15 protein-coding genes are annotated in these 19,302 nt (G+C 43.0%); 10 read left to right on the top strand and 5 right to left on the bottom strand.

Translation table 11 applies throughout. The features are described 5' to 3' along the window. Nucleotides 1-36 precede the first annotated feature (36 nt). Nucleotides 37-1,782 (top strand): hypothetical protein, encoded by a 1,746-nt coding sequence (locus tag OEY64_06560; GenBank protein ID MDH5542609.1) that lies wholly within the window; start codon nucleotides 37-39, stop codon nucleotides 1,780-1,782. A 47-nt stretch (nucleotides 1,783-1,829) separates the two neighbouring features. On the opposite strand, the gene OEY64_06565 is transcribed toward OEY64_06560, so the two are convergent. The 3 genes from OEY64_06565 to OEY64_06575 are packed head-to-tail and all read right to left on the bottom strand — an operon-like array spanning nucleotide 1,830 to nucleotide 5,251. Further along, nucleotides 1,830-2,552 carry a hypothetical protein gene (locus OEY64_06565; protein ID MDH5542610.1) on the bottom strand — a complete coding sequence of 241 codons (723 nt, stop codon included), beginning with the start codon at nucleotides 2,550-2,552 and terminating at the stop codon, nucleotides 1,830-1,832. Between the two features lie 31 nt (nucleotides 2,553-2,583). After that, nucleotides 2,584-2,958 carry a hypothetical protein gene (locus OEY64_06570; protein ID MDH5542611.1) on the bottom strand — a complete coding sequence of 125 codons (375 nt, stop codon included), beginning with the start codon at nucleotides 2,956-2,958 and terminating at the stop codon, nucleotides 2,584-2,586. A 7-nt stretch (nucleotides 2,959-2,965) separates the two neighbouring features. Beyond that, nucleotides 2,966-5,251: an adenylate/guanylate cyclase domain-containing protein gene (locus OEY64_06575; protein ID MDH5542612.1), complete on the bottom strand. Its 2,286-nt coding sequence runs from the start codon at nucleotides 5,249-5,251 to the stop codon at nucleotides 2,966-2,968. 514 nt (nucleotides 5,252-5,765) lie between these two features. On the opposite strand from OEY64_06575, the gene OEY64_06580 reads away from it, so the two are divergent. The 5 genes from OEY64_06580 to OEY64_06600 all read left to right on the top strand — a co-directional run bounded on the left by OEY64_06580 (nucleotide 5,766) and on the right by OEY64_06600 (nucleotide 12,232). Further along, a complete protein-coding gene (locus tag OEY64_06580; GenBank protein MDH5542613.1) occupies nucleotides 5,766-7,388 on the top strand; it encodes a hypothetical protein in 1,623 nt (540 codons plus the stop codon). 141 nt (nucleotides 7,389-7,529) lie between these two features. After that, nucleotides 7,530-8,666, top strand: coding sequence for an outer membrane beta-barrel protein (locus OEY64_06585; GenBank protein ID MDH5542614.1), 1,137 nt, complete (start codon nucleotides 7,530-7,532; stop codon nucleotides 8,664-8,666). 131 nt (nucleotides 8,667-8,797) lie between these two features. Next, nucleotides 8,798-9,256: a polysaccharide export protein gene (locus OEY64_06590; protein MDH5542615.1), complete on the top strand. Its 459-nt coding sequence runs from the start codon at nucleotides 8,798-8,800 to the stop codon at nucleotides 9,254-9,256. A 55-nt stretch (nucleotides 9,257-9,311) separates the two neighbouring features. After that, nucleotides 9,312-11,519 (top strand): polysaccharide biosynthesis tyrosine autokinase, encoded by a 2,208-nt coding sequence (locus OEY64_06595; GenBank protein MDH5542616.1) that lies wholly within the window; start codon nucleotides 9,312-9,314, stop codon nucleotides 11,517-11,519. Between the two features lie 194 nt (nucleotides 11,520-11,713). Further along, nucleotides 11,714-12,232 carry a hypothetical protein gene (locus tag OEY64_06600; GenBank protein ID MDH5542617.1) on the top strand — a complete coding sequence of 173 codons (519 nt, stop codon included), beginning with the start codon at nucleotides 11,714-11,716 and terminating at the stop codon, nucleotides 12,230-12,232. Nucleotides 12,233-12,241: 9 nt separating this feature from the next. On the opposite strand, the gene OEY64_06605 is transcribed toward OEY64_06600, so the two are convergent. Continuing rightward, entirely contained in the window at nucleotides 12,242-13,645 is a 1,404-nt protein-coding gene (locus OEY64_06605; protein ID MDH5542618.1) for an O-antigen ligase family protein, read from the bottom strand. A gap of 289 nt (nucleotides 13,646-13,934) precedes the next feature. On the opposite strand from OEY64_06605, the gene OEY64_06610 reads away from it, so the two are divergent. The 4 genes from OEY64_06610 to OEY64_06625 all read left to right on the top strand — a co-directional run bounded on the left by OEY64_06610 (nucleotide 13,935) and on the right by OEY64_06625 (nucleotide 18,195). Further along, complete coding sequence (locus OEY64_06610) at nucleotides 13,935-15,404, top strand: response regulator (protein ID MDH5542619.1); 1,470 nt, start codon at nucleotides 13,935-13,937, stop codon at nucleotides 15,402-15,404. A 303-nt stretch (nucleotides 15,405-15,707) separates the two neighbouring features. Next, a complete protein-coding gene (locus OEY64_06615) occupies nucleotides 15,708-17,498 on the top strand; it encodes a hypothetical protein (GenBank protein ID MDH5542620.1) in 1,791 nt (596 codons plus the stop codon). A 9-nt stretch (nucleotides 17,499-17,507) separates the two neighbouring features. Next, nucleotides 17,508-17,921 carry a hypothetical protein gene (locus tag OEY64_06620; GenBank protein ID MDH5542621.1) on the top strand — a complete coding sequence of 138 codons (414 nt, stop codon included), beginning with the start codon at nucleotides 17,508-17,510 and terminating at the stop codon, nucleotides 17,919-17,921. A 4-nt stretch (nucleotides 17,922-17,925) separates the two neighbouring features. Then, entirely contained in the window at nucleotides 17,926-18,195 is a 270-nt protein-coding gene (locus tag OEY64_06625; protein MDH5542622.1) for a hypothetical protein, read from the top strand. 14 nt (nucleotides 18,196-18,209) lie between these two features. Here OEY64_06625 and OEY64_06630 read toward each other — a convergent pair whose 3' ends face one another. Further along, nucleotides 18,210-19,172, bottom strand: a complete 963-nt coding sequence (locus tag OEY64_06630) for a bifunctional oligoribonuclease/PAP phosphatase NrnA (protein ID MDH5542623.1) — start codon at nucleotides 19,170-19,172, stop codon at nucleotides 18,210-18,212. Nucleotides 19,173-19,302: the final 130 nt, after the last annotated feature.

Here is a 19,302-nt window from a genome sequence, read left to right on the forward strand (position 1 = left end):
ATTACAGCGGGTTAAAATAACCCAACACAGGGGGAGATGACAATAAACAATCTGGCTGTAATGGTTCTTACAATATTTCTTAACACTGATGAAGGTATCATGTTTCATCTTGCTGACAGCGAGATGACAAAACCAACTACCACAACCGTCGCAGAAGAAAACACCAGGCTAAAAAGCGAAGGCTATCTTGACTTATCGACAGGCGGCTCCGCAAAACCTCCAATTAACGCAGAAAGCGAACTGGCAAAAAAGCAGGATGATACTAAAACAAAAGAAAAGGGGAAAAAGGAGCCAAAAGAGAATGTAGTAGAGATGGTCTTTTTTGCCTTCAAAACCCACGTCCTGTCGGACAAGGCGAAAAAAAAGCTGAACGCGTTACCGAAAAATCGGAAATATAAACTGGTAGGCTATACAGACTCGATAGGTTCTATCGAGTTCAATAATATGCTTGCCATATTAAGGGCTACAACTACCGCACTGTATCTACGGTCGTTAGGGGTGTTCGTCATAGAGTATTACGGGAGAGGGTCATGCTGTTACCTTGATCCGCTGAATCAGGATGTGAACCGGCGTGTTGAGATAATAGATGTCGGCCCTTTGGAGGGTCCCAGGAGACCGCCTAAGAAGACGGAATGGATGAGGTTCATGTGGTTATCGGATATTTCGGCCAATAGCACCTACTCGTCATTGGTAGGCGGTTCATCCATTATGGGCGGCAATGCCTCTGCTGTTCTAGCTCCAACTGTACAGTTTGGAGATAATAAATTCCTGATAGTCCTAAACAACACCTCGTATCAGAAAAGGAAGCAGGTATATACGGAGGATGAAGGGCCCCGGCTGAGCTCGGAATATCTGACGAATACTCTTACCCCCACATTCAAGTACAGCAACTCGGACAAGCTGGATTTAAGTCCCGGTCTGTTTTTCACTCAATCATATTCAAAGGAAACCCAGGATGAAATCTGGTTCAAGGGGCTTTACGATTATGAGGAATCGGGCTATTCTTTTGACATACGGTATGTAGTTGGGACTACCGATACCTCCTCAAGCACGATGTCGCTAGGTTACCAGAAATACGATCGTGTATATCCCAATTTTAAATCATTATTCTCCATCGCTGGGTTTGGCACGCTTGAGGAGCATGAAAAGGATTTTGCCGGAACATCGTATTCCATGACGTATGCGGTAAATAACTCACTTGGACTTTCATATACGTTAAACCTGAATTATTTGTTGAAGGAATACGTTGACAAGCTGGTGGAGAACGAATTTGGCGGCAGAGATCCTGAAAGGCAACTGGATGTCAGTCAAACAGGTTCTCTTATGTTGACTTACAAGGCAAGCATGAATTCATCTATAGGTTTCAGGATTACCGTAAATGATAACCTTAGCAACCAGAACCTTGTTGAAGGCTCCTTCCCTGATTTTATTTTTCACAAGAACTATTTTTCATATCAGTCAACAACGGTCTCTCCGGATTACAGTTACATAATGCAATTATCTGACAAGAAGAGAGTCACATTCAGAACTGCGTATAACGTGACAAGAACCAATTTTTATGCAAGATATAGCAGAAATGAACTTGGCGAATTGACCGATCAACTGCAGGAAGATTGGGCGCACAGTTACAGCGCAAGCGCCAGGTACACATTGAATGAGCATTGGAGCTTTAGCTCAATGCTGGATGTTTCAGCATCCAGATCAAATCTGAAGGACGAGCTGTTTTTTCGTTCAAACTACGAAATTATAAATATCTCATTTGGATTTTCATATCATTACTAGTTGACTCATATGTCAAGTCAGTATGTTCAATTTTGAAGCGCCTAGGATCATCGCTTTTTGGCAGGCGGTTTATTCCCGGAGTTTTTTGAGGTTTTGTTTTTTTTAGGCTTGGATTTCTTTTTTGCCGGGTTTTTATCAAAGTCATCCTCAATTTCAATCGCGCTCTCAGGCACGACAAAGCGCATATTTTGTACAACTACCTTTGCTCTTTCGTAATCTCCAAGCTTTATGAATATATCGAGAGCGTTCATGTAGTTCCTCAGGGCTGCGTCGTTTTTCTTCATTTTATAGTAAAGTTTTCCAATGTTGTTTTGAGTGACCGCAGTTCCGAGGATATTGCCGGATAAAATATCAAACTTGAGTGACTCCTTGTATGAGGCAAGTGCGTTATCGTACTTTTCAATGTTAGCGTAGGCCGTACCCTGAAGAGTAAGGAGGGAAGCTACCTGTATGTTATCCTGACTCTCCTTGCTGAGTTCTATCGCCCTTGAGATATATCCCAAGCTCTTTTCAATTTTTTCCTGGTTTATGTTTATGTACGCTAGAGATTCCAGGCAGAGCACTTGTCCCTGTTTATAATCCTGTTCTATGCTTACTCTTAAAGCCTGTTCAAGCCTGCTTTCAGCCTGTTCGATTTTTCCTTCATTGAGCAGTTCACGGCCGACTATATACATCTTTTGGGCGGCGTTCAGTTCTGTTTGTCTAATTTCCTCTTCAGAAGGTTTCAGTGTTGCACAAGAAGTCATAAATGAGGAAACAAGAATAAACAAAAAGAAACGGCTGGTAGATCTCATAATATTTTCAGTTTCCTTCTCTGTTTTTTGTTGCGTATGTATTGGCGTACTCAACAAGCGCCATAATTGAATCAAGACGCGATATGGCCTTTATCTCGATAAGGGCCTTCCCCATGGGAATCATTTCAGCTTGCTGGGCCACGAGTATTTCGTTTATCTGTTCGTTTGTTAAAAGGTTATGTTCAATGGCCAGATCACCATACCGTTTGTTGGTGCGGTTTTGCTCAAGCAAGAGTTTAAGATTGTCAACCTTGCTGATAAAGCCGTGCATGACAGCAATCTTGCCAAGTGGAAGTTTGCTGTGCCTCTGAATATCAAGCGCTTCATTTACTTGTTGTTCGGTAACAAGATTCTTTGATATTAGAAATTCGCCAAATCTCATAAAATCCTCATTTTGATGTCAGGATGAATACGCCATCCCAGTCCTTCGGAGGTTCCTTTAACTGGAAATCAAGCGCACGTTCCAAATAAGTCATTGCAGGGCCATCATTTACGTCAAATTCAAGGATTTCGGAAAACTTGTCTACGGCCTTCTTCCATTCTCTCTCCTTGTAATGACCAAGGCCGTCATTATACAAAGTTATTACATTCTGTTTTTTAGGATCAATTTTTCCCTTGAGACAAATAAGCTCGTATACCGTTATTATTTCCTGTTTTCCAACGACACGCAACCTGTCAATTTCCCTCGAATCGAAGAGGTGGCCACAGATGTTATGGGTATAGTGGCTTACCATCAGTTCTGTGCCGTAAGGTTTATTGGCTCCTTCAAGCCTTGCGGCGAGGTTTACAGCGTCACCCATCATCGTATAATCCATCCTTGTCCTGGAGCCCATGTTGCCTACGACCATGCTTCCGGTATTTATTCCGATCCTCATTCTTAGCTGTGCTTTTCCCTCCTTGGCCCAATCTTCCCTCATCAGAGCCAGTTTTTCCTGCATCTCGATCGCAGTAAGGCAACACCGTTCCGCATGGTCCTCGAAATCAAGAGGAGCCCCGTAGAATGCGATTATGGCGTCCCCCTCGAACTTGTCCACAACCCCATCGTATTTGAGAATGATGTCAGTCATTGCCGTCAGGTAGTCATTCAGGAGCAATACAAGCTCCTCTGGGGAAAGTTTTTCCGATATTGTAGAAAATCCGGCAACGTCCGAGAAAAAGGCTGTAAGCTCCTTTCTTTGCCCGCCAAGCTGAAGAGCTGCCGGATCTTTTATAAGCTGATCAATAACGACTGGAGAGAGGTATTGTCCAAATGCGCCCTGAATATACCGCTTCTCCTTTTCTTCCATGATGAATCGGTAGATTGCCAGGGAGGCGTATGCGAGGCCAGTTTCGAGAAGAGGCGGAACCGTATGAAAAACCGTGTTATATCTAGTAAAGAGGATATAATGCGCAAGAAGGGATATTACCGCAATAGCAAGAGCTAAACCTCCCCCTGTGACAGCCCCAAGCCTTGGGACGGTAACAAATAAAACGGTTCCTATAAGAACTATACTGATAAAATCGATAAGGATATTTGGAACCGGAGGATCCTTAAGAAAACGCTGGTGTATTATGTTATCAATAACCGTTGCGTGGGATTCCACTCCGGGAAAAACCTTGTCAAAAGGCGTAATCCGTAAATCTTCGATTGCAGTTGCGGTAGGGCCGATCATTACGATCTTTCCGTCAAGTTGCTCAGGCGGAATTTTACGTTCGATTATATCTACAATTGAGAGATGCGGGAATGTTCCACCAGGACCGTAATAGTTTATCCACATTTCGCCCATTTCGTTTGTAGGGATTTCAATGTCACCATCCTTGCTCATAAGCGCGACTTTTTGAATTCCTAGCGGCCCTGTCCAGATAAGTATTGTAGCTTTTAGATATTTTCGCAACACTGTAAATGAAAGAGGGGGGAAGAGATAGTCGTCCTCGCCTTCGAGTTCCACCATATCGCGGTATTTCACGATTAATGGAATTTTCCGCACAGAACCGTCCAAGTCTGGCGCAAAGTTGAAATATCCCATCCTTTTTGTCGAGTTGGAAATTTTTTCAATAGTTGCTTCAACCGCATACGCCTTTTTCAAGCGCATATTCTTTAGGTCTGTCCCTTCATCCTTCTTGAGGCCGGAGTATCGGGATTTCGCGACAATATCAAGATAACTCTCCATTTCAGCTTCAGAAAGATGCTCAAGACCTTCTTCGGAGAAGTGGAAAAAATAGCCTAATACCGCCTTTTTTGACCGTTTGAGCGCATCGAAAAGTTTCTGGTCATTATCAGCATTGTTTTCGATTTCTGCCAATAGACTTTCAATCTTCGAGTCAGGAATTCCCTCCTCATTCATTTTAGACCTGATACTGTCTAATTGTTCGGGGGTAATCCCTATCTCTGGAGAGGAAAAGACAATATCAAACCCGAATACTTTTACGTTATATTCGGTTAGTGCGTCGACAAGATCCGCTATTACGGTTCTCTTCCAGGGCCATCTGCCGAGTTTATCAATACTTTTCTCATCGATAGTGGCAATCGCAACTTCGTTTCCTGGTACAAGTTCGCCGCGAACATTGAAAAAGGCGTCCTGCATAAGGAGTTCCAGTCTCCCCATGAACCGAGGAGAGAAGAGGTAGGAAACCATTACAAGGATTGTGATAGCGACAGTAATGGAGAGGTTGTTCAGCTGAATGAATTTTTTCATTAACCCCCACCCAAATCATGAAAACATAAAAATCACCTGACAAACTTCTTGTTTGTTAAACCTAAGTATACCTCAGTTACAGTGATATAATCCAACATAGTTTCAATACATTAGGTTGATATTTGCAACTATTTTGGCTAGGTATCAATTTTCAAGGAAATTAACAAGAAGCGCAAAGATGTTATTACCTCAATAAAAACAAAGAGATAGGAAAAGGCAATGACCCGGAAGATAATTTTTCTTTTGTTTGAAAACAAAATGCAATATTACGATATGTTACATCTCAAATCGTTCCAATAAAGCTTCAAGTCATATCTCAAATTGAATATATACAGAATTTAGGTATTGCTTATTCTCTTTCATAGCGAAGTAATTTGATTACATTTTTGAAAACATTAAGGCCAATGTACGGAATTTTGACGCTCCATTTTCCTGATTTTGGGATTTTCCAAAGGATGCTATATAATAAGACATTATGGGTTTTAATGCATTGCAAAAGCGGAGTAGATTATTCGTGACCGTCATAGCTTTGACTATCGGTATTTTCACTGTTACATTTTCGTACTCAGCTGAAGGCGATGCAAAAGCCACTTCAAAAACTGAAAACAAGGATGAGACAAGGCGAAGGGAGTTTCAGGAAAATATTGATAAAGCATATCTGGACTCTTTTGCCGAGGCGGTAAAGAAAGACGCAAAGTATGCTACGGAATTGGCTCGGCTAGCCGCCCAATCTTCGCCCCATCTAGCCTCCGAAATAGCGGCTCGAGCTGCGGAAGTAGCTCCCTCGCAGGCTGAAAGGATAGTGTCGGTAATGGTAACGGAATATCCTGATCTGGCATTAAAAACGGTCTTTTCCGTTTCCATGAAGGTTCCCGGGAGTGCCTGGAAAATCGGGGCCGCAGCTGCGGGCATACGAAAAGATATTGCCTCCCAAATAGCCGCAGCGGTGACATCAGTATCGCCAAAGCAGGCAACATTAATTGCTGTAACGGTAACGAAAGAGGTTCCCAGCGAGGCGGTTGGCATTGCATCCGCGGTGGCGACGAAATCACCAGAGAGTGCAGCAAGCGTTGCAAGCGCCATCTCGAAGGTGTTCCCTGACAGCTCTGTAGAATTGGCAGGGAAGATGTCAAAGATAAATCCCAATGATTCCCCAACTATCGTTGCGGAGATAACAAAAAATAATCCGGAAAGCGCGGCGGAGATAGCCGCCTCAGCGGCCAAGAACGCCCCAGGGAAGGAATCAATGATTGCCGCGGCGGCGACCATCAATTCCCCGAATCTTGCGCCAAGGATTGCCACTTCAGTTGCTGAAGTAAATCCGAATGCTACCCTTAAGATTGCCGCATATTTGGCAAAAGTAAATCCGGCCTCCGCCAAAAGTGTAAATTCCGCGCTTGGTAATTTCGCCCCGAATTTAAAGGGGAGACTGGATAGTATGCTTGCAAAAACCGGAAAGGAAACGAGGATAGAAAGGGCCAAGACGTTAAGAAAGACACTTCCACCCAGTGTAATCGCGACCATTCAAGAGGCCGCGCAGACAAGGAACAGGGATGTTATGAAGTACGCTATTCGAATTGCCATTAAGAAATACCCGGATCTATCCGTAGATATTGCAAAATTGGCCGCGATCTACTCCAGGGGGATGGCAGAAGAGATAGCCTTTACTGTGGCACAGTTAGCTCCAAAAGATGCGGCAGGTATCGCTTCGGCAGTCGCCGAGATTGCACCGGAAAAAGCGGTAGCAATAGCCACATATGCCACTAGGGCAAATCCTAAACTGGCGGCGGAGATTGCCGAATCCGTTGCTGTAGTTGTGCCCGAGAAAGCCGCCGAGATAGCCGGAGAGGTTGCGAAGATTTCGCCAACAATGGCTGTGCAAATCGCCTCCAGAGTATCAAAAGCCTTGCCAGGAAATACGGTGCAGGTTGTCGGGAGCGTAGCTGCCGCTGTACCTTCGGCGGCAACGGAAATTGTTACCACTCTCTCAGCTGAACATCCGGAATTAGTCAGTGAAATAATAACAGTGGCATTTGGGCCAAGTCCTGAAAATGTTGCCAGTGGTGAAGGTGTAGTCGCAGAGCTTGAGATGGTAGGAATTGAAAATCCGGCTCAGGATATTGCGAGCGCTGAGTAAGAATTGGTTGACTGAGGATAGAACGAGTTGAAGCCCGGTTTCCAGCATCCGGCCAGGAATCCGGGCTCATTTATTGGAGTATTTGTATTGATTGCTGTTTATTTTTTTATGATTCGGGTAACACCGCTGGCAGAATCAGCGATGCTTGACGAATTACGGACAAAAGGGATTTCAGCTGGCGGTTTTGCGATATTTCCCAATCTTAAACTTGGTTATTTGACAGACAGCAACATTTACTCCGAAGAACAAAATCCAACCGGCGACAGCATAACGAAGATCTCACCAAGTTTGCTGTTCCAGACAAACTGGTCCAGGCACCGCCTTTACTTGCAAGGAGGCGGGGACATGTTTTCATACCAGCAGAATCCTGCTGAAAATCATACGGATGTCAATGCCAGCACCGGAGTAAAATTGGACATCACCTCGCAGACATCCTTCCTGACAAATTACATGATGAATCAGTTATCCGAAGATCGAGGGTCTCCTGACGATGCAAAAGGAAAAAGACCCACAAAATACGGCTTGAATGCGATTGATTTATTGATTGAGCGAAAAGGGGGAATTCTTTCCATAGGCATCGACGGTGGAGTAAAGACTTTCATCTACGAAGATACAGAAACATCTGCAGGAATAATTGACAACGCAGACAGAGACAGGACTGAAAATACAGCCTCCGTAAAACTAGGATTTCAATTTCATCCCGGTTTTCACTTCGTAATAAAGAACGGTATCAACCAGCGCATCTACGCGACAGAAAAGGATGATAACGGGTATAACAGGCATTCAACAGGAAATGATATCAGCGCCGGTATGAGGTTCGATTTTGGCGGGCCTCTTTCAACCGAACTTTTGTTTGGTCAATGGACTCAAATATACGAAGATACCAGGTTTCCGAAAACAACAGGGGTCTCCTATTCAGGCATATTGTCATGGAGCCCGACACGCTTGACCGCAATAAACTCAATTTTGAAAAGAACTGTCGAAGAAACGACCTTAGACAAATCATCAGGTATCTTCACTAGCAATTTGTCTCTTGAAATTCAGCACTCTATTCTTAGAACCGTGGTATTCAACCTTGGAATAGCAGGGAGTGTGATGGAATTTCAGCAAACCGGGCGAGTCGACAACCTGACAATACCAGAAATCGGCATAAGGTATCTAACAAACAGATATCTCCATCTAAAACTTGGATACGCTCAGAAGAGCAAAGTCTCCACTGAAAAAGGCGCGGGTTTTGAAAAAGCAGAAGTCAAATTTTCAATCATAGGGCGCATATGAAATTAACTGTTATAAAAAGCTGTTTTAACACACAGCCTGGCAAAAAGAGGGCAGGTCTGAGCGTGATTTTGTGCGCTGTATTTGCTTTCATGGATGTATCAATCGCTCTCGGAGCCGGAGCATCTTCCACAATGGATGTTTACAACCTGGGTTCTGGAGACAAAATAAGGATAACCGTATTCGGTCACGCTGATCTCTCCGGAGAATTTCTGGTGGACGATACAGGGGCGATTTCCATGCCACTAATAGGTTCGGTTTTATGCGGCGGTCTGACAATAAGAGAGCTTGAAAAAACTATCATTCGCGAACTTAAAGACGGGTATCTGGTAAATCCAAGCGTGAATGTCGAAGTCGTTAAATTCAGGCCATTTTACATTATTGGCGAAGTTGCAAAGCCAGGGAGTTACCCCTACATAAGCGGCATGACGGTTTTTAATGCTGTCGCTTTGGCGGGTGGTTTTACGAGCCGCGCAAAAAAAAGCGAAGTAATGATCTCAAGAGGAGGGGGCAAGGCAAAAGAGGTAAAGTTGAAATCTGAAACCGTTGTCTTGCCTGGAGATATTATTGAAATTCCCGAACGGTTTTTTTGAATTTAAATTATTAGAAGGACTTTAAACTATGGTAATCAAGGGGACACACTATCCGATGTATCCGGCTACGCATGGTCTTCATGATCAGGAGGAATTGGATCTTCAATCGCTCATTGGTCTGTTAAGGCGCCGGAAATATATGATATTAGGTACGATGCTGCTCGTTACAATATCGGCATTTCTTGTAGTGTCTCAAATGACGCCAAGATATACTGCTGAAGCCGGATTGTTGATAGAAAATAAACAGTTAAGGGTCATGAATATCGAATCGATATTTTCTTCCGTTATAAACCTTGACAGGGAAAAAATGATTCTCACTTCAACAGTATTGTCAGAGAGAGTCGTTGAAAAGGGGAATTTACTCCGCTATAAGGAATTCAATCCACAGCCGGGAGAGAAATATTCCGTTTTGAATCCTCGCAAGTACATTCCAAGGGAATGGATAGAAGCTCTTATAGGCAAAGAGTCCGATTTGGAAAAAGGCGAAATGACGGAATATGAGAAAAAAATCAGAGCTTCCGAGATATTGCGTAATAGTCTTGAAATCAATCATAAGGACAATTCAGGACTTCTAAAAGTCCGGGTTACATCGGAATCTCCTGAAGCTGCGGCAATCGCCACGAATCAGCTTTTGCAAGAATATATAGGTGAGATGATGGAATCCCGCTATCAGGGGACAAAACAGGCTTCAAAATGGCTAAATGATACCATGGAAGAGTATAAAGAGAAAGTGCAGGAATCAGAAAACGCCGTTGAGGAGTACAAGAGAGAGATTGGACTCACTGAAAGCGGAGGTGAATCCATATATACACAACAACATTCCCAACACAGTTCTCAATTTATGAATGCTAAAAATGCGCGTCTCGATATGGAAGCCAGGATCAGCCAAGTGCGAAAAGCGCTTAAATCCGGTAATCTGGAAGCGGCGCCAGTCGAGGTACGCACATCTCCGCTTTTACAGAATCTGTACCTGAACAATTCCAAAATATCTTCAAAAATATCCGAATTGTCCACAATATACGGACCAAAACATCCGGTGATGATAAATGCCATGGCTGAAAAGACAAAGGTGCAGGATGAAATTGTACAGGAGATAAAAAAAATAGCCTTCAGTCTGGAATCGGAATATGAAGTTGCCAAAAAGAAAGAGCTGACAATGAAAATGGCGATGGATGAATTCCAGGAAAAGATCGGCACTTTTAAAAAATATGAGATTGAGTTAAGAGCACTGGAAAGGGAAGCGAAAGCGAACAGGGGACTTTACGAATCTTTTCTTACTCGTTACAAAGAAGTTAATTCGCAACCCGATATACAGGATATAGACGCAAAAATAATTTATGAGGCTACTCCGCCAACAACAAAATCCTTTCCAAGAACAAGGCTGATCATTATGATGGCATTTGTATTTTCCATCGCGATAGGCGTCTTTTTTGGATTCCTTATGGATAATCTGGAATCAGGTTACGTCAACGTGGAACAGGTAGAGCATATGACAGGCGTGAAAACCATAGGGCTGGTTCCATATTTGGAATCTAACGGGCCCATTCCTCAAAAACCGTCGGATTATATTTTGGAAAATCCAAAATCTATTTATGGTGAATCTCTTTACAATATCAGAACCGCTCTGACAATGATAAAGGAAAATAAGTCCTCGAAGGTATTTCTTGTATCATCCGCGGAACCAGGTGAGGGAAAAACTTCCTTTGTAGTGTCCTTGTCCAGGATTGCCGCAAAGTACGGAGATAAGGTTGTTGTAGTCGATTGCGATTTGAGAAAACCAAAGATCCAAAAAGCAATGACTGGCGCAAAATGGGTAGGGATTGCGGACTATCTGTACGGCGACAAGGAGCTGGAAGAGGTGATCAGTAAAGACGTAACCGGCGCTGATTTTATTTCTGTTGGCAGGCCATTTGAAGGGGGGGCGGCTGATGTGCTCGCTTCCGACAAAATGAAGGAACTTGTCGCCAAACTGCGCGAGATTTACGATATAGTGATTCTAGATACTCCGCCAGTATTGGTAGTTTCGGATGCTTTGGTTTTAAGCAAACTTGTAGACAAGACCATGTACGTCGTTAAATGGGGAAAAACAAGACGTGAAGCTGTCAACAAAGGGATAAAAGTTATAAGCAGTACTATTGAAGATGAAAATACTCTTGGCATTGTGCTTACGCAAGTAAATCTAAAAAAATACCCGCTCTACGATTACGGGTCGCACGGATATTACAACCCTAAAATATACGAGTATTATAAGGGGTACTCATAATAGATAGTCGCGAGTTCCCAAAGGAGAATTCTACCGAGTTACTGGTTGTTTTCATTATAGCCCTTTTGATCATATGGTTTTCGGTGTTCAGGATGCTGGAGGGAATCATCCTCTTTCCAGCCGAGCCGGGGTTAAGCGTTATAAGGGAGGGGGGCGAGGTCTCAAACGAAAAGCTCGACTACCTGATAACGAGGTTGCAGACAGTCGCAGGTATTTCTCCCAATTACAATATCCATAATTTATTAGGACACCTGTACGGTATAAAGGGGATGCAAGCCGGAGTTTCAGAAGAGGAAACTTCTCTTCTGAATGAATTGGCAATCGAAAACATGGTGAAAGGTTTATCACACGCTCCTGCAAGCCCTTATCCATGGGCAAGGTATGCTCAATTGGAAATTCTGAAAGGGGATATCGCAAAAGCCGCAAAAGGGATTAAAGTTTCCTATATGAATGGATTTTACGACGATAGGCTATTTTTGCCTCGCCTGAAGATCGCGTTATCTGCCTTCAACGAGATAGATCATGAAGGCAGGGATATAGTAAAGAGACAGATTATCTTAGGGATGGAAGATAATCCGAAAGAAATTGTAAGAGTAGCCTGGGGGAACAGAAATATTCTTCCGATCATAAGGAATTTATTGGCGGAACAGCCAGATCATCTGAAGAAATTCAATGAGATGTATAATCCATTTTCGAGTAGCGGGGATAGCTAGTAACTCGATTTATAATGACCTCTTGCGTTTGAGTGATTGGGATGCCGACATTCCCATTATCAAAGCGTAGAGTGATGCATTTGCTGGTATCTGAATACTGAAATCAAACAGTGAATGGATCGCGACCAAGGCTGTAGATGCTAGTCCGATAACAGGAAACATAAAGTTGTGTTCACGCATCATAATCCCACGCAGACAAGTAAATATCAGTGCACCAAAAGCCGAAAGGAGCAGGGCTGTTGCGGGAATTCCCAGTTCGAAGGCGGTCTCAAGGTAGACATTATGTGCTTTTGTAAAAAACATTCCTGTTTCTCTGTCCCTGTATTTTGGGAATGATTCCGCATAAGTGCCGTACCCCTTCCCAAAAAACGGGGATTCGGATATGCCTTTAATCGTGCTCGCATAAACAATCATCCTTGAGTCCTCAAGATCACTGTTTCTCATGCGATTTGACGTAGTTTCTCCTGAAATAGACATGATGCCAAAGTAGCAAATGCAGAGGGTAATAAAAGAGAGAGCGATACTCAGCTTTCTATTTTTACTGCTAAATAAATACAGGAGAAACAATATGGCAATTGCACCAGTAGTGCTTATTAGCCCACCTCTTGAGAACGTTAGCAATAACGAAGAAAAGGAAACAATGAATAAAATTATATAAATCCAGCCTGATTCTAAAATTGAGTATAGTGTCCTCACGATTTCTTCGCCAAGGTAGGAATATTGTCCCGACACCTTGAAGGTAATATCCATGAATTGTGCAAGAGCGACCAATGCGATCATGCCTGAATACGTCGCAAAATGATTTCTGTTTGCAAATGTGCTTCTCAATCCTTCAGAGTGATGGTCATTACCGTGCCATGGGACGGTGCTTGTTCCAGATAAATAAATGTAAAGGCCAAAAGCAGAATATGCCAATCCGGAAAAGAGTACGATTTTCAAGATAAGCTTTGCGTTTTTTGTGTTTGTCGAATATTGAAACGATAAAAAGAAAATTGTGCCATATGTAAAGAGCTTCATAAGCCCCATATATGATTCATATGGATTGACGCTGATACTTCCTGTGACAGTATTTCCAAGAGCAAACGACGCATCCTGCCATGCAGAATTTTGCCAGGACAAAGGAGTAAAAGGAGAATTTTGGAAAAATATCCAGGCTCCAACTGAAATAAAAAGCCAGAATGGGAATCTGATATATTCAAATTGTGGCGAAAAGGAGAACTTACCCGAAGAAACCTGAATAGACCATGACAACAGAAGCAAGCCGGAAGCAAAAGAAAGCATGCTCCAAGGAAGAGGGCGGTTGCTGCCAAGGAACAGGGGCGAAACTGAAACAGCAAATAATAATATGTATAGGATTATTGGCGAGCCATGTGTAGAGCTATTACCAGTGTGAAAATGGTTGCGAAGTTTCATATTACAATTGAGTGACTAAGATTAACGCAAGAATGGGAAAATGTCATTCAAATAATATGATCTGGAACAAATCTGTTGAACTATACCTCTGAATATATTGAAGTGTATTGTTCATATGCGTTAATAAGGCACTGAAATATAATAATATAGGCATATGGAGCATGTGGGTATGCCGGAGTAGGTTCTTGCGGGATATCGATATTAATAAATAATACCACTGTTCAATGAATTGCGAGTAAGTTAAAATATGACGGTCTGTTGATGTCCGGAAATTTCGAGGAGGAGAACCTTGCAGGAAGAAATATCTGCTATGCCTGATGTTGACAAGTTCAAGATTCTGCTGGTAGAAGAAAATAAAATCGCCAGGAAGGTCCTAGAAGGTGAACTTGGCATTCTGGAAGCTTCAATTGAGATTCTCACTGACGGCAGGAAGACGATCGCTACAGTAGCGGGGACGAGGCCAGATGTAATCGTGTTGGCAAGTGACTTGTCCAATATGACAGAACATCAAATTTGTGCCGAATTGAAAAAGCACAATGATACGAAAGACATTCCAGTAATAATTGTATCACACACCCCCACAGAGAGTGACAGGAAAAATGCATATGGTGCGGGTGCCGACTATTTCTGCAAATCTCCATTCCCGCGGGGAATGCTGGCAAAAAAAATACAGTCATTTCTGGAAAAGAAAGATGAAAAGGTAATTCCTCAGAAATTTTTGGTTGCGGAAGACAGCGACACCATTCGTTCGATCATTGTAAATATTCTTCAAAAGCAGGGGCATACAGTTGTTGAGGCGAAAGACGGTATGGAGGCTTGGGATATTCTGAATGAACAAAAGGATATTGACCTGATCATCAGCGATATATCAATGCCGAATATGGATGGCTATCAATTGTGCCGGCTGATAAGGGGAACCCAGGATCTCGAATTTATTCCGATCATAATTGCATCCACGATATCGGATAAAAATAACATAGCAAAACTATTAAATTCGGGCGCGGACGACTATCTGATCAAACCTTTTTCGGAAGAAGAGTTTCTCGCGAGAATAAAGGCGCATACACGGGTGCACCAGCTGTACGCGGAACTGAGAGTTGCGAACGAGAACCTGAAAAAGTTCAACGATTCACTGGAAAGGATGGTAAGTTTCAGAACCCAGGAGTTGTACGAAGCGAATATGGAGTCAATCACAATGCTTGCTGTGGCATCCGAGCATCGCGATACTGACACGGGGAACCATGTTAGGAGAATTGCTGACTACTGCCATCAGATTACTTTTGGGATGGGTTATTCGGAATCAAAGGCGGATGAGATACGATACTCGGCAATACTCCATGATGTTGGCAAAATAGCTATCCCAGATTCCATACTTAAAAAGCCCGGAAATCTTAGTGAAAGCGAAGCAAGACTAATGCAGAATCATACTGTCAAGGGAGAGGAAATTCTTTCAGGAACTCAATTCTTTAAAACAGCCCGGGAAATTGCTCGGTGGCATCATGAAAAATTTGATGGAAGCGGGTATCCGGATCGGCTAGAAGAGTACAGTATTCCTCTTCCTGCGCGAATAACATCAGTCGCAGACGTTTTTGATGCTTTGACTACAAAACGGGTTTACAAAGATGCCTGGAAAGAGAAAGATGCACATGAATATATCATAAAACTTTCAGGCAAGGATTTTGATCCAATGGTAGTCGATGCGTTCGACAAACTATTCCAAGAGGGTGTTATCAGCAAAATACGCAATAAATACAGCTAGTTACAGGCCGAAAATATTTCAAATAAAACTGCCCAAGGGCTAAAGTTTGCCGAATTACGTCCGATAAGTAGACAGGAAGGGCGCAACTATGGCGTTATGTCCCGTATTTTTGCCTGAAGGTGTTCACTGCAACTGGCACCTTGTATTTATCGGTAAAGGTTATGAAAACTTTAATGAATAGTATGGTTATTTCGAGCGGAATTCTGCCTTTTTTTTGTTTTTCTATTGATAAAGTGAAGCCTTGGTACTTCGCGTATACGTTATCGGAAGGAAAAAGTTTAACTTTAGCACCGGTGAAAAAAAATGGTAAATAAAGCATTCTCACTATTCAATGATGGGCGTACAAGCTTCGGGGTTGGCGGGAGAAGGACCGGGTTTCTGATTGATACTGGCGATATTACGCCAAAGAACAGCGGTGGAACCATATCGGGAAGCGAGAAGAGAGTTGCTGAAAGTCTATGGATAATCAGCAGAAATCATCCAACGGTTTCGCTACGCCAATCAACACCCATAAACGCAATTTCAATCAGTGAATCCGTAGAAATGCTTGAGAGGGAATCGACAAGCAATCCTGTAGAACGCGCAACAAACTATCGATCAAGATTTCTGGAGATACAGGGGGATAAATTCAGGAAAGTTGAAGATCTGCTCCGAAGTATACAGGAAGAAGTCAGGGATATCCAGAGTCAGGGCTATTTAAGGAATACACGCACAAAAAACCGGGATCCCTCGATCATTGAAACTATGACGTATGAGAATCCGGAGCCGGGTAATTACAAGATCGAGGTGCAAAATATGCCGGTGACCCACAGGCTTGCCTCGTCAAAAACATATCATCCAGCTCAAAAGCTGAATGTAGCCGGCGAGATAAAAATTAACGGGTACCAGATTTCCATAGAGAGTAATGATTCACTGGCTACTATCGCCGAAAAAATAAACAGGGGCGAGGATACAAATTATAACAAAGCTCTTGATCCCAGCGAGGATATAAACGGAAATGGAGAACTTGATGTCATAGACATCAATTCCTACTTCACGGGTAACAGCTATTCGAAACCGGTTTTCATCAATGAAGATTTAAATGGAAATGGAATACTGGACGGCTCCGAAGATTCCAACAATAACCAGAGGCTGGACGGAGTTGGTGCAGAAACGGGTGTAAAAGCTGTCATTTTCGACAATCAGCTTGTTTTGGTTAGCAGAATACCTGGTGATGTGGAAATAAGGCTTGAAGATCCTTCGGGCATTCTTGAACATATTGGACTGTTGATCAGAGATGAGCTGACTCAGGACGTAACCAAAAACACAAACAATGAAAACACGGTAGCCGTCGAAGTGGGAACAGTATTAGTCAACGGTGAAGCACACAAAGTTAACGATACAGAAACGCTCGATTTGATAAGCGGAATTATAGTGAAGCTCAAGGAAGAGGGGACTGCTGTAATTGAAGTTGAAGGCGCTCCGCAAGATATATCGACGCAATCCGTTTCGCTTGTAGGAAGGTACAACGAAGCGTTAGATAACATGAATCTGGCAATATCCGGGCATGGCGCTATCAGCAACAACTTGAAACTGCAAATGATTCACACGGATACGATCAAGGCGTTATTTTCTCCCCCTCCGGTTAAATTCGGCCTCTATAAATCGCTTGCGGACATAGGTATTAAAGACAATAAAAGTGAGCCTTCCTCAATGGAACAGATTACCCTTGAAAACCTCTCTTCTGCACAGAACGATTCTCTAATGATACCTGGGAAAGGGAAATATTCGTTGTTAAGCAAAATAGACAAGATAGGGGTTAACTCCAGAGACAACTTTAAGCTGGAATTGGACAAGGGTCTCATGACGAGTAGCGTAAAAAAGGACTTTCAGTCGGTTAAGGATATGCTGAATTATGCTTCCAGCAGGCTACAGCAAAAACTGGACAAGCATTTAAATGAAGATTATGGGACATTGAAATTTCAGGAAGGCGTATCAAATTATTATCTGCAAAACCGTGAGGCTGCCTCCTCAAACATGAGGTCTTTATCGGAAGTAACAAAAACAGAAATTTCAATCGAAAAGCATCAAAAACTGTTTGGCTCGATTATTTAGGAGTAGGGCGTGAGTGATATAGATGTGATAGGCAAGGAGCTGGCAAGGCTATACAGGGAGTTACTTGAGATATCCAGAAGAATGCTCAGTGCGCTTAACGCGGAAAAGGGGGTGCCCGACATTCAGGAGTTATTGAATGAAAGGGAGGCGGTTATTGCGTCTATAAAAGCGAATGATGAGAGGTTGAAGGTTGCCGGGTTGGAACATATTGATGATTTCGATGTTTTATCAGAGATCGATTCACTATTGGAGGAAATAACGGAGATCGACAGGAGATGTTCGGAAATACTGGAGAATAATAAAACCGACATTTCCAGGGAAATGGAAGATTTAAGAACCGGCGGCAAGGCAATAAAGGGTTACAATCGCCGCCGGGAAGAGGGGAAAGGAGGATTTGGACGGTTTATCGACCTGAAAAAATAATCTCATGAAACAGCTAGGATATGTTCAGCAGGTTGTCGGTCTTTACGCGATGCAAAACATATATGCGGACAGATTGAAAGCCTATAAGATGGAAAGACCCGTTGTTCAGATACAAAGGGATTCCGTTGTGATATCTTCGCAGGCAAAAATACTCCAAAAAGCGGATTATAGAGAAAAGAAAGAATCCAGATCTCTGACGTATACCAATCCTAGGATAGACAATCCCGGTATGGGGAATACATTGGCCAATGAACTGACGCCGATACCAGCCTAGGGAGAATCCTGCCGCTATCCGTTCTCAATGGTGTCCAGAAGTAGTGACTTCACTTCCTCAAGACGACCTGGTATTGTAGCTCCACTTGCCCGTGGATGACCTCCACCTCCGAATTTTCTCGCCATCTTGTTCATATCGTAGAGATCGGATTTTGCCCTGAAGTTTACTCGACAATCCTTGCCGTTCACTTCTCGTATCAGAAAGGCGAGTTCTACCCCCTTTATGGAGAGGACTTCGTTCGCGAATCCGTCAGTGTCCACTTTTCTGCCGATTTTAGAATCCATGAATTCATGGTCGAGCTCGGCGATTGCAACGGTATTGTTCCTGTGCAGAGTGATTGAGCTAAGCATCTTTCCACGCCCAATAGTGCTTTCATAGCTGTTCTGGGCAAACAGTATCTTTGATATCTCATGGGGATTTGCACCCATCTCTGCGAGCCATGCGGAAATTTCCAGGGTTCCGGCATCGGTGTTCTCATACTTGAAGCTCCCCGTATCGGTAGTTATTCCTGTATAGATGGCGGAAGCAGTAGTCGCGTCAGGTTCGATTTTCATTTCCTGAAAAATCAGGGCGACGATATGAGCCGAAGATGAAAGATTGGTAAACACCAGATTGCATGATCCGAATGCTTCATTCCCCTCATGGTGATCAATGTTCATGATCATCGCGTTTTTACCGATCAATTTTTTAACAGGGCCGATACGGTCAATACCGGGAGAGTCAACGATGATTACCGAGTTAAAAGATTCGTCATGCAGGTCGTCGCTGAATATTTCAAATTTTTGCGACTGAGTGAGAAAAGTCAGCTTATCGGGTACAGGATCGTTGATAATAACCCTGTATTTTTTCCCGATACAATCAAACAATCCGGTCAGGCCGGCCATGGAGCCTATGCCATCGCCATCAGGATTTACATGAGTAGTAATCAGAAAGTTATCATTTGTCGAAAAAAACTTCGATACGCAACTAAAATCCATCTGAATTTATTCTACACCAATTAATATCCGGAGTTATCTGTTTAAAAGAAACAGTGGCTTTTGCAGCAAATATCACTATTTACTGCTCAAAATGCAGCCAAAATGAAACCACCGCTGATAGGCAGCGGTG

Source organism: Nitrospinota bacterium (assembly GCA_029881495.1).
GTDB lineage: Bacteria > Nitrospinota_A > UBA7883 > JACRGQ01 > JACRGQ01 > JAOUMJ01.

What these genes read in the sequence shown, in the direction of transcription:
- OEY64_06615 (MDH5542620.1), top strand. Translation starts at nt 15,708, where the DNA reads ATGGTAAATAAAGCATTCTCACTATTCAATGATGGGCGTACAAGCTTC.
- OEY64_06595 (MDH5542616.1), top strand. Translation starts at nt 9,312, where the DNA reads ATGTATCCGGCTACGCATGGTCTTCATGATCAGGAGGAATTGGATCTT.
- OEY64_06605 (MDH5542618.1), bottom strand. Translation starts at nt 13,645, where the DNA reads ATGAAACTTCGCAACCATTTTCACACTGGTAATAGCTCTACACATGGC.
- OEY64_06560 (MDH5542609.1), top strand. Translation starts at nt 37, where the DNA reads ATGACAATAAACAATCTGGCTGTAATGGTTCTTACAATATTTCTTAAC.
- OEY64_06625 (MDH5542622.1), top strand. Translation starts at nt 17,926, where the DNA reads ATGAAACAGCTAGGATATGTTCAGCAGGTTGTCGGTCTTTACGCGATG.
- OEY64_06570 (MDH5542611.1), bottom strand. Translation starts at nt 2,958, where the DNA reads ATGAGATTTGGCGAATTTCTAATATCAAAGAATCTTGTTACCGAACAA.
- OEY64_06590 (MDH5542615.1), top strand. Translation starts at nt 8,798, where the DNA reads ATGGATGTTTACAACCTGGGTTCTGGAGACAAAATAAGGATAACCGTA.
- OEY64_06630 (MDH5542623.1), bottom strand. Translation starts at nt 19,172, where the DNA reads ATGGATTTTAGTTGCGTATCGAAGTTTTTTTCGACAAATGATAACTTT.
- OEY64_06585 (MDH5542614.1), top strand. Translation starts at nt 7,530, where the DNA reads ATGCTTGACGAATTACGGACAAAAGGGATTTCAGCTGGCGGTTTTGCG.
- OEY64_06575 (MDH5542612.1), bottom strand. Translation starts at nt 5,251, where the DNA reads ATGAAAAAATTCATTCAGCTGAACAACCTCTCCATTACTGTCGCTATC.